Source organism: Paucibacter soli, assembly GCF_037482845.1.
In the GTDB taxonomy this organism is placed as follows: domain Bacteria; phylum Pseudomonadota; class Gammaproteobacteria; order Burkholderiales; family Burkholderiaceae_C; genus Paucibacter_B; species Paucibacter_B soli.
On record NZ_JBBHJW010000007.1, the window covers coordinates 242,365 to 256,058 of the forward strand.

The following is a 13,694-nucleotide window of genomic DNA, read 5'->3' on the forward strand; positions in this document are numbered from 1 at the left end:
GCCCTGGAAAAACGCGTTCTCTTCAAGTCCGCCTGGTTGCCCTGGTTGCTGCTGACGCCGCAGCTGCTGGTGATCGGCGTGTTCTTCTTCTGGCCGGCGGGTCAGGCACTGTTGCAATCGATGCAGCAGCAGGACGCCTTCGGCACCTCCACCGAATGGGTGGGGCTGGAGAACTTCCGCCAGCTCTTCAGCGACGCCAGCTATCTGGAATCCTTCCAGACCACGGCGTTGTTCTCGGCCCTGGTGGCGGTGCTGGGCCTCTCGGTCTCGCTGCTGCTGGCGGTGATGGCTGACCGGGTGGTGAAGGGCGCGGGGGTCTACAAGACGCTCTTGATCTGGCCCTATGCGGTGGCGCCGGCGATTGCCGGCGTGCTGTGGCTGTTCATGTTCGCGCCCTCGATCGGCTTGGTGTCCTATGCACTCGGGGCCATGGGCTTCGAGTGGAACCACCTGCTCAACTCGCGCCACGCCATGACCCTGGTGGTGCTGGCCGCGGTGTGGAAGCAGATCTCCTACAACTTTTTGTTCTTCCTGGCGGGCCTGCAGTCGATCCCGAAGTCGCTGATCGAGGCCGCGGCCATCGACGGCGCCAGCCCCTGGCACCGCTTCTGGACCATCGTGTTTCCGCTGCTCTCGCCCACCACCTTCTTCCTGCTGGTGATCAACGTCGTCTACGCCTTCTTCGACACCTTCGGCATCATCGACGCGGCCACCCATGGCGGCCCCGGCAAGGACACCGCCATCCTGGTCTACAAGGTCTTTTACGACGGCTTCAAGGCCATGGACCTGGGCGGCTCGGCCGCGCAGTCTGTGGTGCTGATGGCCATCGTCATCACGCTGACGGTGCTGCAGTTCCGCTATGTCGAGCGCCGGGTGAACTACTGATGAAGTTCTGCACATGATCGAGCGCCGCCCCGCCCTCACCCTGCTCTCCCATCTGGTGCTGATCCTGGGGGTGCTGATCGTCGCCTTCCCGCTCTACATCACCTTCGTGGCCAGCACCCACACGGCGCAGGAGATCGTCCAGGCGCCCATGCCGATGACGCCCGGCAGCCATCTGCTGGAGAACTACCGCGACGCGCTGCTGGGCAGCGCCAGCGGGGCCGGCTCCAAGGCGCCGGTGGGCCGCATGATGTGGGTGAGCCTGATGTGCGCGCTGGGCATCGCGATCGGCAAGATCGCCATCTCGCTGCTCTCGGCCTTTGCGATCGTCTACTTCCGATTCCCCTTCAAGAGCTTCTTCTTCTGGTCCATCTTCGTGACCCTGATGCTGCCGGTGGAGGTGCGCATCGGCCCCACCTACCAGGTGGTGTCGGACCTGAAGCTGCTCAACAGCTATGCGGGCCTGACGATCCCTTTGATCGCTTCGGCGACGGCCACCTTCCTGTTCCGCCAGTTCTTCATGACGGTGCCCGACGAGCTGGTGGAGGCCGCGCGCATCGACGGCGCCGGGCCCATGCGCTTCTTCAAGGACGTGCTGCTTCCCCTGTCCAGCACCAGCATCGCCGCGCTGTTCGTGATCCAGTTCATCTACGGCTGGAACCAGTATCTGTGGCCGCTCTTGGTGACCACCGAGGAGAACATGTACCCGGTGGTGATAGGCATCAAGCGCATGATCGCCGGCGGCGATGCGGCCAACGAATGGAACATCGTCATGGCCACCGCCATGCTGGCGATGATCCCGCCCGCGCTGGTGGTGATCCTGATGCAGAAGTGGTTCGTCAAAGGTCTAGTCGACGCCGAGAAGTAAAGAGACAAACATGGCAAGCATTTCACTGCGCAAGGTCGTCAAGCGCTACGGCAGCGGCCCCAAGGCCAACCAGGTCATCCATGGCGTGGATGCCGAGATCGCGGACGGCGAGTTCATCGTCATCGTCGGGCCTTCCGGCTGCGGCAAGTCCACGCTCTTGCGCATGGTGGCGGGGCTGGAGGAGATCTCGGGCGGCGAGATCGCGATCGGGCCGCGCGTGGTCAACCAGGTCGAGCCGGCGGATCGCGACATTGCCATGGTGTTCCAGAACTATGCGCTCTATCCGCATATGAGCGTGTTCGACAACATGGCCTACGGGCTCAAGATCAAGAAGGTGCCGATCGACGAGATCAAGGCGCGCGTAGACAAGGCCGCCAAGATCCTGGAGCTCAGCCATCTGCTGGACCGCAAGCCGCGCGCGCTCTCGGGCGGCCAGCGCCAGCGCGTGGCGATGGGCCGCGCCATCGTGCGCAATCCGCAGGTCTTCCTGTTCGACGAGCCACTCTCCAACCTGGACGCCAAACTGCGCGCCCAGACCCGGCTGGAGATCCAGAAGCTGCACCGCGAGCTGGGCGTGACCTCGCTGTTCGTGACCCACGACCAGGTAGAGGCCATGACCCTGGCCCAGCGCATGATCGTGATGAACGGCGGCCGCATGGAACAGATCGGCACGCCCGAGGAGGTCTATGCGCGACCGGCCAGCACCTTCGTGGCCGGCTTCATCGGCTCGCCGCCTATGAATCTGCTGAAGGGCCGCGCCGAAGGGCAGCGCTTCCATGTCGGCGGCATCACGCTGCCACTGCCGACCGCCGCGCCACGCGATGGCGAGCTGATCCTGGGCCTGCGGCCCGAGCATCTGGACCATTGGAACTCGACACAGGGCTGGCCGCTGACCGTGGAGATGATCGAGATGCTGGGCGCCGAGCGGCTGGTCTACGGGCGGCTGGGCAGCGAGCTGTTCACGCTGCGCATCGATGGCACGCATGTTCCGCCCACGGTCGGTGAGACGCTGATGCTGGAGCTTAGCGCCAAGCATCTGCATTGGTTCGATGCCCAGACGACGCAACGTATATGAGCCCACTTCCCTTCTGGATCGCGCATCGCGGTGCCGGCAAGCTGGCACCGGAAAACACCCTGGCCGCCTTCCGCCTGGGCGCGCAATACGGTTACCGCGCCTTCGAATGCGATGTGAAACTGAGCCGCGACGGCCGGCCCTTTCTGCTGCACGACGCCACGCTCAACCGCACCACCTCGGCACGTGGCCGCGCCGCCGAACGTGACTGGAGCGAGCTCTCGCGTCTGGACGCCGGCGGATGGCACAGCCGCGCCTTTGCCGGCGAGCCCTTGATGAGCCTGGAGGCGCTGGCCGCCTTCATCCTCGCCAACGGCTTTGCGCTCAATATCGAAATCAAGCCCACACCCGGCCAGGAGCTCGAAACCGGGCAGGTCGTGGGTCGCGAGGTGCTGCGCCTGTGGGCCGGATCGGCCATGCCGCCCCTGTTCAGCTCCTTCCAGCCCGAGGCCTTGCGCGGCGCACGCGAGACCGCCCCCGCGCTGCCGCGCGGACTGCTGCTGGACAGCTTGCGCTCGAGCTGGTTTGATGAAGCCCAGGCCCTGGGCTGCCAGGCCGTCATCACCAACTACAACTGCATGGACGCCGCCACGGTGGCGCGCATTCATGGCGCCGACATGAAAGCGCTGGTCTACACGGTGAACGACGAGGCCGCCGCGCAATGGCTGCGCGCCAACGGCGTGGACGGCATCATCACCGACGCGGTGGACAAGTTTTCGCCGGCGGGCTAGGCGATGCGTGCATACACGCAGGTATCGCGCGGCTCGCCGTTCACATTCAGCGCATCCCGGCGCAGCACGCCTTCGAGCGCGTAGCCGCAGCGCTCCGCCACCGCGCGACTCCTGAGGTTGAGCTCGTCCATGCGGATCTCGACCCGGCGCGCGTGCAGGCTCTCGAAGGCCATGCGCGTGAGCGCCTGCACCGCCTCGCTCACATAGCCCTGGCCGAGCGCGCTGCTGCGTATCCAGTAGCCGATCTCGAAGCGCCGCACCTCCCAGTCGAGGCGATGCAGGCCGGTGCCGCCCAGCAGTCGGCCGGCGCGGCCATCCTCGGCCTTGCGGTAGATCTGGTAGACCAGATCGCGACGCAGGATGAAGTCGGCCTGCATGCGGCGCATCACCGCCTCGCTGTCTTCCACCGTGGGCGCGAGCTGGGCCCAGGGCATCCAGGGTTTGAGGTGCTCGATCGATTCGGTGACCGCCGCCGCCAGGGCCTGGCCCAGGCCGGCGCGCGGCGCCGCCAGCACCAGCCGCTCTGTGACGATCTCTTCGGGAAGCTTGATCAGGATGGGGTCAGGTGTTGTCATGCGCGCTGGTCTACTTGCTGGGCACCCAATCCGGGTCGATGCGGCCCGGCTGGGTCTCCGCTCCCAGCAGGGGTTCGGGCTCGCTGTTGTCTATGCTGGGCAGCTCGCGCACCTCGCGGATCGTGGGCATGCGCAGCGCCACCGCGGCCACCGCCAACGCGCCCAGGCCGGCAAACAGCAGCGCGGCACGCAGGTCCACATACTCACCCAGCCAGCCGCCGATCAGGGCGCCGGGACCGGCAGGGATCAGGATCAGCCAGCGCATGGTGCTGGTCATGCGGCCCAGCATCGGCGCGGGCGTGACCGCCTGGCGCAGCGAGAGGAAGTTGATGAAGATCAGCACCGCGCCGACACCAAAGGCGAACAGCATGAAGGCAAAGGCCGCGATGCCCAGCTCATTGGCCGGCGCCAGTGCGAGCGTCAGCCAGCCCAGGCCACATACCGCCAGGCCCAGGATCAGGCAGGGGCCCGGCCCCATGGTCTTGGAGATGCGATGGCCGAACACGCTAGCCAGCACCGTGCCCACGCCCAGCGCCACGTAGCTCAGGCCCACGGTCTGGGCCGGGAGCCCCAGCACGCGGGTGGCGAACAGGATCTGCACCACCTGGGCAGCGTTGTTGAAGAGCTGCCAACCACCCACCGTGCAGGCCAGGCTGATGAGCAGGCGCTTGTTGCGCACAAAGGCCACGCCGGCCTTGAGGTCGCGCCAGAAATCCTCGCCGCTGGTCTTGTGCAGCTCTTCCTGCACCTTGATGCCGCGCAGGATGGTGGCCGAGATCAGCACCAGCAGCGCGTCGGCCGCCAGCGCCATGGGGGCGCCCAGCAGCTTGATCAGCAGGCCGGCAATGCCGGGCCCGGCCACCTCGGCGCCCGAGGAGGCGAGCGCATTCTTGGCGTGCGCCTCGACCAGGCGGTCGCGCGAGACCACCTGGGTCAGCACGATTTGCGCCGCGCTGCCGGCCAGGGTGTAGACCGTGCCCAGCACCAGGCCCACCGCATACAGCCAGGTCATCGACAGCCAGCCCATCCAGGCAGCCAGCGGCACGGTGGCCACCGCCACCGCCAGCATGAGCTCGCCAACCACATAGACCGGCAGCTTGCGCACCCGGTCCAGCCAAACGCCGCCGGGCAGCGAGAACAGCACGAAGGGCACGATCTCCATGGCGGTGAGCAGGCCCATCTGCGTGGGGCTGGCATGCAGCAGCACCGCCGCGGTGAGCGGCAGGGCCAGCATGGTGATCTGCCCACCTAGCGAGCTGATCAGTATCGAAGTCCAGAGCCGGCGGTAGACCATATCGCGCAGCAGATCCCCGGGTGGCAGGGTGAGCGCAAGTCTGAGCCGGTCAAACCAGGAGTTGGCCTGGGTTTGCATGGAAAAACTCCAACAGCGGGAGCCGTGCCTTGTCAGCACGGACCAATAGAAAGACTGGGTGAGTAGCCGGACTCGGGAGCCGGCGAGCCGCGCGCGGCGCGTCGACGACGTCAATGCGGCGCGGGCATGGGCCCCGACCAGCGCGCGCGCAGGCCGCCGGCACGGGGTGTGCGCGTTCGGGTGCGGTCAAGCAGCTTGGTCATGGTGTTGGTGCAGAGATTGCGGGCCATGGTAGCAGCGCGGCTTGACGCCCGGCAAGTCCCAGAAGTATGGGCGGTGCGCCTGGCGATTTCCGTCAGTAGCCCACCGCCGCGCCATCCCGGCGCGGATCGCTGGCGGCCACATACCCCTCCACCGCAGGCTCACCCAGGCGCCAGATGAACTGGCCGGCGCCAAAGTCCTGATAGCTGTCGTGGATGTCGCCGATCTGGTGACCCAGCGCGCGCAGGCCCTCGATGGTGGCCGGAGGCATCTGCGGCTCGACATTGATGGACAGACCCTCGTTGAAGCGCCAGCGCGGCGCATCGCAGGCGGCCTGGGGTTGCTGGCCGTAGTCCAGCATGCGCACCAGCGTCTGCATATGGCCTTGTGGCTGCATATTGCCGCCCATCACGCCATAGCTCATCACCGGCTGGCCGTCCTTCGTCAGGAAGGCGGGGATGATGGTGTGGAAGGGGCGCTTGCCGGGCGCGACGATATTGGCGTGCCCCTCTTCGAGCGTGAAGCAATGGCCGCGGTTCTGCAGCGACACGCCGTAGCCCGGCACGACCAGGCCCGAGCCGAAGCCCATGTAGTTGCTCTGGATGAAGCTGACCATCATGCCGCTCTCGTCGGCCGTGCTGAGGTAGATGGTGCCCCCCTTGACCGGGTTGCCGGCCCTGAAGTCCTGCGCCGCGTCCATGCGCACGAGCTTGGCGCGTTCGGCGAGGTAGGCCGGTTCCAGCAGCTGCTCCACCGTCACGCGCATCGCCGCCGCATCGGCCACATAGCGGTAGACATCGGCAAAGGCCAGCTTCATGGCCTCGATCTGCAGATGCGTGGAGGCCACGCCATCCACGGCATGCGCTGGCAGGTCGAGGTGCTTGAGGATGCCCAGCGCGATCAGCGCGGCGATGCCCTGGCCATTCGGCGGGATCTCGTGCAGGGTATGGCTGGCATAGTCCTGCGAGATCGGCCTGACCCACTCGGGCCGGTAGGCCGCGAAGTCGGCCGCCGTCATCGCGCCGCCGGTCTGCTTGGCAAAGGCCTCCACCGCGGCCGCTACTTCTCCGCGGTAGAAGGCCTCGCCCTTGCTCGCCGCAATCAGGCGCAGGGTGCGCGCCGCATCCGGGAACTTGAACAGCTCACCCACCGCGGGCGCGCGCCCGCGTGGCAGAAAGGCCTGGGCAAAACCGGGCTGACGGGTGAGCTCGTCGACGCCCGCGGCCATCGCCCATTTGCTCTGCACGATCACCGGCACCGCGTAGCCGCGCTCGGCAATCTCGATGGCCGGTGCCATCAGGTCGGCAAAGGGCAGCTTGCCAAAGCGCTCGCTCAAGGCCACCCAGCCCGCCACCGCACCGGGCACGGTGACGCCACCCCAGCCGCGCTTGGGCGGGGCCTTGGCATCGGCGCCATAGGTCTTGAAGAAGTACTCGGGCGTCCAGGCCGCCGGTGCCGTGCCCGAGGCATTCAGGCCGTGCAGCTCCTTGCCGTCCCAGAGTATGCAAAAGGCGTCCGAGCCCAGGCCATTGCTGCAGGGCTCCACCAGCGTCATGCAGGCGGCGGTTGCGATCGCCGCGTCCACCGCATTGCCGCCCTGGGCCAGCATGCGCAGACCCGCCTGCGCGGCGAGCGGATGCGAGGTGGAGACCACATTGCGCGCGAACAGCGGGCTGCGCTGACTGGGATAGCCGGCGGACCAATTGAAAGGTGAGCTCATGGCAAGCAGGTGGGTGGAACGATGCGCCATCTTGCCTCATGGCCGCACCAGGCAAGACCTGACCCCGAGCTATCGGTGCGATGACTGTGCGGTGTAACGCTTTGCAACGCCCAGGGAAAACGTCAACTGCCGCTGCCAGGGCCTCGTTGTGGAGTGGCAAGTTCATCAACAACCCTGGAGTGATCCAAATGAATGCTCTGACGAAGACCGCCCTGATCCCTGCTCTGCTGGCCCTGTCCACCGGCCTGGCGATGGCGCAGAACCCCGGAGCGACCGCAACGCCCGCCGCGACCGCTGCTCCTGCTGCCGCTGCCACCACGGCGCCCGCCGCGGCGAAGACCGAGTTGAAGACTGCGGCCACCGCGACCGCCGGCACCGAGGCCGCCAAGCCCGCCGTGCATGCCAAGAAGCATGCGACCAAGCACGCGAAAAAGCCCGCCGCGGCCGATGCCGTCAAGGCCGACGCGCCGGCCAAGAACTCCTGAGCCGGGCCGCGCCCGGAATTCAAACCCTGTTGACATCCTGAACCAGAAGGAAAGCACCATGAACAAGACCACCCTGATCGCCGGCCTGCTGACTGTTTGCGCCGCCGTCGCCCAAGCCCAGACGCCGGCCCCGGCCGCAGCCCCCGCCAAGATGCCGGCACCGGCGGCCACCGCCACGGCAACCGCCGCCACGCCGGCCACGCCAGCGACAGCCGCCACGCCCGCAACCCCGGCCGCTTCCGCTGCCAAGGCCGATGCCAAGGCCGATGCCAAGGCAGCGCAGCATGCAGCCAGCGCCGCCAAGCCCGCGGTGAAGGCCGAGCCGGCCAAGACCGAAGCGCCCAAGAAGTAAGACGGCTCGCCCCCGTTAGCGAGACCCGCCCTGGTGGCGGGTCTTTTCTTTGGCGCCGCGAATCCGTCGCTTCGCGCCGCGCCGCTTGCTCCGGTCGCATCGCGCTGGGGCGCCCGGGCCTGGCTGCATAGGCTGAGCACACTTTCACTCACGCCACCAGCCATCATGAGACCCACCTCAGCCATCACCACCCTGCTGAGCCTCGCCACCACGCTCGCCCTGCTGCATGGGCCGGCGCGCGCATTGAGCGAGGCCGAGTTCCAGGAAGCCTTCCAGCAATTCAACCAGGCCACCCAGGGCCACAGCGAGCTGATCGAGGCATCGGCCGAACGCTTCAGCGCGCTCTCCAAGGCCGAGCCCGCGCATCCGCTGCTGCGCGCCTATGCCGGTGCGGCCACCTCGCTGCGCGCCACCACCACCATGCTGCCCTGGAAGAAGATGAGCTATGCCGAGGATGGCTTGGCGCAGATCGACAAGGGCCTGGCCCTGCTGGGCAAGGAGCATGAGCAGCAGCGCGTGCGCGGTACGCCGGTAAGCCTGGAAACGCGCTTCGTCGCTGCCAACAACTTCCTGGCCCTGCCGGCCATGTTCAACCGCGGCCCGCGCGGCAGCCAGTTGCTGCAGGAGATCCTCAAGGACCCGCTGTTCGCCAGCAGCCCGGCGGGCTTCCAGGCGGCGGTGCGGGCGCGCGCGGCCAAGCAGGCCGGCGCCGAGCCGAAGGCGGCGCAGCCATGAGCGCGGCGGCGGCGCGTGATCCGGTCATGAGCTTGCGCGGCGTGCGCAAGACCTACCGCCTGGGCGAGCATGTGATCCCTGCCCTGCAGGGCGTGGACCTGGACCTGCCGGCGGGCGAGTTGCTGGCCCTCACCGGCCCCTCGGGCAGCGGCAAGAGCACCTTGCTGAACCTCTGCGGCCTGATCGACAGCCCCGACGAGGGTCAGGTCTTGCTGCGCGGCCAGGCCGTGGATGCGCGCGCCGAGCGCGCCGCCACGCTGCTGCGCCGCGATGCCATCGGCTTCGTGTTCCAGAGCTTCAACCTGGTGCCGGTGATGACGGTGGCCGAGAACGTCGACTACCCGCTCTTCCTCGCCGGCGTGGCGGCCGGCGAACGCGCCACGCGCGTGGCCGAGGCGCTGCGCGCGGTGGGCCTGCACGAGCATGCGGCGCACCGGCCGGATGCACTCTCGGGCGGCCAGCGCCAGCGCGTCGCGATCGCGCGTGCGCTGGTGAAGCGTCCCGCCCTGGTGATCGCCGACGAACCCACCGCCAGCCTCGACTCGCACACCGCCGAAACCATGGTGGATCTGATGCGCGAGCTGGCCCATGGCCAGGGCACCAGCTTCATCATCGCCACCCACGACGCCCGCCTGACGCGCCGCTGCGACCGCGTGGTCGCGCTGCTGGACGGCAAGACCACGGAGAACCTGTCATGAAGTGGCTCAAATTCGCCTGGCTCAACAGCCTGCGCAACCGCCGACGTTCGCTCGTCACCCTGTCCATCGCCGCGCTGGGCACCGCCGCCATTCTGCTGGCGGGAGGCTTTGCGATCTTCACCTACCAGAGCCTGGCCCAGTCCGCCGCACGCGGCACCGGCCATCTGGTCGTGGCCAGCCCGGCGCAGTTCGCCAAGGACGAGGACACGCCGCTGCAATACGGCCTGGACGACTGGCAGCGGCTGCGCACGCAGATGCTGGCCGACGAGCAGGTACGCCAGGTGCTGCCGCGCGTCGAGTTCAGCGGCCTGATCTCCAACGGCGAGAAGTCCATCGTGATGATGGCCGCCGGCGTGGACGCGGATGCCGAGTTCGCCATCAAGGGGCCGTTCATGCAGATCAAGGCCGGCCAGGTGTTGAGCTCGGCCGAGCGGCGCGCGGTGATGCTGGGCGAAGGGCTGGCGCGCAGCCTCAAGGCAGGCCCCGGTGATCCGCTCACCCTGCTGGCCAGCACCACCGAAGGCGCGCTGAACGCGATCGACGTGCAGGTGGTGGGCATCTTCTCCACCGGCATCGCCGAAATGGACAAACGCTCGCTCTATCTGGACCTGGCGAGCGCCCAGGCCCTGCTGGCGACGCAGCGCGTCTCCTCGCTGGGTGTGTTCCTCGACCGCATGGAAAGCACGCCGGCCGCGCAAGCGCGCATGCAGGCGCTGGCGCCGCAGCTGGAAGTGCGCACCTGGGAGCAGCAGGCCAGCTTCTACCGCAGCGTGAAGCAGCTCTATAACCGCATCTTCGGCGCGCTGGGCGTCATCATCGGCGTGATCGTGGTGTTCGTGGTCAGCAATGCGATGGCCATGGCCATCATCGAACGCACCCGCGAGATCGGCACCCTGCGCGCGCTCGGCACCCTGCCCTCGCAGCTGCTGCAAAGCCTGGCGCTGGAGGGCATGTTGCTGGGCGGTGGAGGCGCCTTGCTGGGGGCCCTGCTGGCGCTGGCCTTCAGCCTGCTGCTCTATGTGCTGCCGGTGGAAATGCCGCCGCCGCCCGGCTACTCGCGCGGTTATCCGCTGCAGGTGGCGATCGATGCGGGCCTGTATGGCGCCACCCTGCTGGCGATGCTGACCCTGGCCATGCTGGCCTCCGCCCTGGTGGCCCGCAAGACGGTCGCCAAGCCCATCGTCGACGCCCTCGCTCATACCTGAAGGACTGGCCATGAAGATAAAGAACATTTGCCTGCTGATGCTCGCGCTGGGCCTTGGCACGGCGCAGGCCGCCGATGTGGGCGCCATGCTGCGCGATGCCGACCGTTACCGCGCGGGCGCCGAGCAGCAGCAACAGATCGACACGCAGGTGGAGGTGCTGAACGCCGATGGCAGCGTCGACAAGGAACGCCGCTACACGGTGCTGAGCCAGTCCGGTCACCGCTCGCTGGTGCTGATGCAAAGCCCTGCCGACAAGGGCCAGAAGGTGCTGATGCTGGGCGACGATTTCTGGCTGCTGATGCCGGGCAGCCAGCGCCCCATGCGCATCACGCCGACGCAGAAGCTGCTGGGCGACGCCTCCACCGGCGACATTGCCACGCTCTCCTGGGCCGAGGACTACGAGGGCGAGCTGCTGGGCGAGGAGCGTTGCGGCGAGGCCGCCTGCCTGCACCTGAGCCTGAAGGCCAGGCGCAAAAGCGTGAGCTATCAGCGCATCGAGCTGTGGATGGGCAAGCAGCACCATGAACCGTTCCGGGCCGAGCTGTACGTGCAGTCGGAGAAGCTTGCCAAGCAGGCCAGCTTCGTGCTGGACAAGGCCCGGTCCATGGTGCTGGAGATGGCCTTGCAGGATGCGCTCAGCAACAAGAAGCTGACCCATGTGCGCTACCTGGCACGCAAGCCTAGGCAGGTGCCCGAGGCCTGGTTCAACCCGATGTTCCTGGCGCGCAGCCCGAGTCTGGAATGAAGGCCGCGATTCCATTCGCCCTGCTCGCGCTGGCCCTGCTGACCGGCAGCGTGCACGCCGAACTGACGGGCCAATTCAGCGGCCAATTGAGCGGCCAACTCAGCGGCCATGTGCGCACCCAGTGGCAGGAACGCACGGCCGCCACCTTGGGCCCGCTGGCTGCGGCGAACGCGCTGCAGGCAGGCACCGCGCCGCAAGCCGGCAGCGGCGCCTTGCTGGACGCGGAGTTGCGCGCCTCGTCCGGCCCGCTGACGGCGGCGCTCGCCCTGCAGCACAGCCGCCTCGGCGACCTGCCGCCGCGCTCGACCGCGGCGCTGCAGGAGCTCTACCTGTCCGGCGAGGCCATGGGCTGGCAATTCAGCGCCGGCCGCAAGCTGGTGGCCTGGGACGTGGGCTACGCCTTCCGGCCAAACGACGTGGTGGCGCAGGAAGAGCGTCGCACCCTGCTCTCCAATATGCCGCGCGGCCGGCCTCTGCTGCAGGCCGAGTATTTCAGCGCCGAGACGGCCTGGAGCCTGGTCTGGGTCAACCCTGCGCCCAGGCAGGATGCGCATTTCGGCGACGAGCAGGCGCTGGCCTTGCGCGTCTACCAGCGCCGCGGCGCGCTCGACCTGCATGGCTTCGCACGCCAGGGCGAGCACAGCCATGCGAGCCTGGGGGCCGCCGCGGCCTGGGTGGCCAGCGACAGCGTCGAGCTGCATGCCTCCTGGCGCTACGCGCGTCGCAGCGAGGTCTGGCGCAACCGCAACGGCACGGCCGCCTTGCTGCCCGCCTCACCCTGGCAGATTGAGCCACTGGGGAGCGGCCGACAGGCCCTGCTGGGCGCCAGCTGGACCGGCGAAAACCGCCTCAGCCTGATGGCCGAAGCCTGGTGGGACGGTAACGCGCTCAGCGCCGCGCAATGGCGCGACTGGGCGGGCCGCAACGGGGGCCTGAGGGCCATCGCCAGCCACCTGCCCGCAACGCTGCAGGGCGCCGCGGCCGGCAACCTGGCCTGGCAGGGCCAGGCCTTTGGCAACAGCAGCCTGCGGCGCAGCAATCTGTTTGTGCGCCTGGCCTGGGATCACGACGCCTGGCAACCGGCGCTGGACCTGCTTTACACGCCCGAGGACGGCGGCCGCATCGTCACCGCCTCGCTGGCCTGGACCGGCAATCGCTGGCGCGTCGACGCCGGCCTGCGCGGCTGGGGCGGCCCGGCTGCCAGCGTGATCGCGCAGCTGCCGCAGCGCCGCCTGGCCTACCTGGCCAGCAGCTGGTCGTTTTGATGGCTTAGGCGGGCAGCGCCTCGCGTGCCGCGGCACAGGGGCAGGCTTGCCGCTGCAGGGCCTCGTCAAACACCTCGCGCGCGCAGTCATGGCAGCTGCCGCAGGCCGAGGCGAGCCGGGTCTCGTCCTGCAAGACCTCGAAATTACGCAGGCCCGCATCCACGGCCCGGCGGATGTCGCGGTCGGAAACACGGTGGCAGAGGCAGATGATCATGGCTTGCGATGGACGCTGCGGCGAATGCCTGCATACTATCGCAAATGCGAACGGTTCTCAATACATATTGAGAACCCCTCAGCTGGCCGGGCCCATCTGGGTCTGCAGCCAGTTCTGCTCGCCCACCTGGCCCACCAGCGCGATCTGGGTTTCCAGATGGTCGATATGCTCCTCGGTGTCGCTGAGGATGGACTCCAGCACCTCGCGCGAGACGTAGTCGCGCACGCTCTCGCAGTAGGCGATGGCCTCCTTGAGCAGGGGGTGCGAGCCCATCTCTATCTTCAGGTCACAGTGCAGCACCTCGACCGCGGTCTCGCCGATGAAGAGCTTGCCCAGGTCCTGCAGATTGGGCAGGCCTTCGAGCATCAACACGCGCTCGATCAGCTTGTCGGCATGCTTCATCTCCTCGATGGACTCCTCGTATTCATGCTTGGCCATGGCCTCGTAGCCCCAGTTCTTGAGGATGCGGGCATGCAGGAAGTATTGGTTGATCGCAGTCAGCTCGTTCTTCAGCTGGGCGTTCAGGTATTCGATGACCTTGGCATCGCCTTTCATATCAGTCTCCTTGCACCGT

Annotated in this window: 16 protein-coding genes; 11 read left to right on the top strand and 5 right to left on the bottom strand. The window is 67.7% G+C overall.

The genetic code is table 11. The features are described from left to right. The first annotated feature begins 3 nt into the window (after window positions 1-3). The 4 genes from ugpA to ugpQ are packed head-to-tail and all read left to right on the top strand — an operon-like array spanning window position 4 to window position 3,553. Window positions 4-885 carry a sn-glycerol-3-phosphate ABC transporter permease UgpA gene (gene ugpA, locus WG898_RS15890; RefSeq protein ID WP_339603861.1) on the top strand — a complete coding sequence of 294 codons (882 nt, stop codon included), beginning with the start codon at window positions 4-6 and terminating at the stop codon, window positions 883-885. A 13-nt stretch (window positions 886-898) separates the two neighbouring features. Then, window positions 899-1,750, top strand: coding sequence for a sn-glycerol-3-phosphate ABC transporter permease UgpE (gene ugpE / locus WG898_RS15895; RefSeq protein ID WP_339603778.1), 852 nt, complete (start codon window positions 899-901; stop codon window positions 1,748-1,750). Window positions 1,751-1,760: 10 nt separating this feature from the next. After that, window positions 1,761-2,825: a sn-glycerol-3-phosphate import ATP-binding protein UgpC gene (locus WG898_RS15900; RefSeq protein WP_339603779.1), complete on the top strand. Its 1,065-nt coding sequence runs from the start codon at window positions 1,761-1,763 to the stop codon at window positions 2,823-2,825. Next, window positions 2,822-3,553, top strand: coding sequence for a glycerophosphodiester phosphodiesterase (gene ugpQ, locus WG898_RS15905; RefSeq protein ID WP_339603780.1), 732 nt, complete (start codon window positions 2,822-2,824; stop codon window positions 3,551-3,553). The genes WG898_RS15900 and ugpQ overlap by 4 nt, the downstream gene beginning before the upstream one ends. Here the strand turns inward: ugpQ and WG898_RS15910 are convergent. The 3 genes from WG898_RS15910 to WG898_RS15920 form a co-directional block, all read right to left on the bottom strand. Next, window positions 3,550-4,128, bottom strand: coding sequence for a GNAT family N-acetyltransferase (locus WG898_RS15910; RefSeq protein ID WP_339603781.1), 579 nt, complete (start codon window positions 4,126-4,128; stop codon window positions 3,550-3,552). The two genes, ugpQ and WG898_RS15910, sit on opposite strands and share 4 nt — an antisense overlap. Window positions 4,129-4,138: 10 nt before the next feature. Then, a complete protein-coding gene (locus WG898_RS15915) occupies window positions 4,139-5,500 on the bottom strand; it encodes an MFS transporter (protein ID WP_339603782.1) in 1,362 nt (453 codons plus the stop codon). Between the two features lie 295 nt (window positions 5,501-5,795). After that, window positions 5,796-7,451 carry a gamma-glutamyltransferase family protein gene (locus WG898_RS15920; protein WP_444718954.1) on the bottom strand — a complete coding sequence of 552 codons (1,656 nt, stop codon included), beginning with the start codon at window positions 7,449-7,451 and terminating at the stop codon, window positions 5,796-5,798. 158 nt (window positions 7,452-7,609) lie between these two features. Here WG898_RS15920 and WG898_RS15925 point away from each other — a divergent pair, with 158 nt between their 5' ends. From WG898_RS15925 to WG898_RS15955, 7 genes are all read left to right on the top strand, one after another. Next, window positions 7,610-7,906, top strand: coding sequence for a hypothetical protein (locus WG898_RS15925; protein ID WP_339603784.1), 297 nt, complete (start codon window positions 7,610-7,612; stop codon window positions 7,904-7,906). 58 nt (window positions 7,907-7,964) lie between these two features. Further along, on the top strand, window positions 7,965-8,258 hold the full coding sequence (locus WG898_RS15930; protein WP_339603785.1) for a hypothetical protein: 294 nt from the start codon (window positions 7,965-7,967) through the stop codon (window positions 8,256-8,258). Between the two features lie 165 nt (window positions 8,259-8,423). After that, window positions 8,424-8,993: a hypothetical protein gene (locus WG898_RS15935; RefSeq protein WP_339603786.1), complete on the top strand. Its 570-nt coding sequence runs from the start codon at window positions 8,424-8,426 to the stop codon at window positions 8,991-8,993. After that, window positions 8,990-9,691, top strand: coding sequence for an ABC transporter ATP-binding protein (locus WG898_RS15940; protein ID WP_339603787.1), 702 nt, complete (start codon window positions 8,990-8,992; stop codon window positions 9,689-9,691). Before WG898_RS15935 ends, WG898_RS15940 begins: the two co-directional genes overlap by 4 nt. Further along, window positions 9,688-10,896: an ABC transporter permease gene (locus WG898_RS15945; protein ID WP_339603788.1), complete on the top strand. Its 1,209-nt coding sequence runs from the start codon at window positions 9,688-9,690 to the stop codon at window positions 10,894-10,896. Before WG898_RS15940 ends, WG898_RS15945 begins: the two co-directional genes overlap by 4 nt. Before the next feature lie 10 nt (window positions 10,897-10,906). After that, window positions 10,907-11,641, top strand: a complete 735-nt coding sequence (locus WG898_RS15950) for an outer membrane lipoprotein-sorting protein (RefSeq protein WP_339603789.1) — start codon at window positions 10,907-10,909, stop codon at window positions 11,639-11,641. Beyond that, on the top strand, window positions 11,638-12,906 hold the full coding sequence (locus WG898_RS15955) for a hypothetical protein (RefSeq protein ID WP_339603790.1): 1,269 nt from the start codon (window positions 11,638-11,640) through the stop codon (window positions 12,904-12,906). The genes WG898_RS15950 and WG898_RS15955 overlap by 4 nt, the downstream gene beginning before the upstream one ends. A gap of 4 nt (window positions 12,907-12,910) precedes the next feature. Here WG898_RS15955 and WG898_RS15960 read toward each other — a convergent pair whose 3' ends face one another. Together WG898_RS15960 and bfr are read right to left on the bottom strand one after the other, a co-directional pair. Beyond that, the gene (locus tag WG898_RS15960) at window positions 12,911-13,120 is read right to left on the bottom strand and encodes a (2Fe-2S)-binding protein (RefSeq protein WP_339603791.1); all 210 of its coding nucleotides are present in this window, start codon (window positions 13,118-13,120) and stop codon (window positions 12,911-12,913) included. 78 nt (window positions 13,121-13,198) lie between these two features. Next, on the bottom strand, window positions 13,199-13,675 hold the full coding sequence (gene bfr, locus WG898_RS15965; protein WP_339603792.1) for a bacterioferritin: 477 nt from the start codon (window positions 13,673-13,675) through the stop codon (window positions 13,199-13,201). Window positions 13,676-13,694 lie beyond the last annotated feature (19 nt).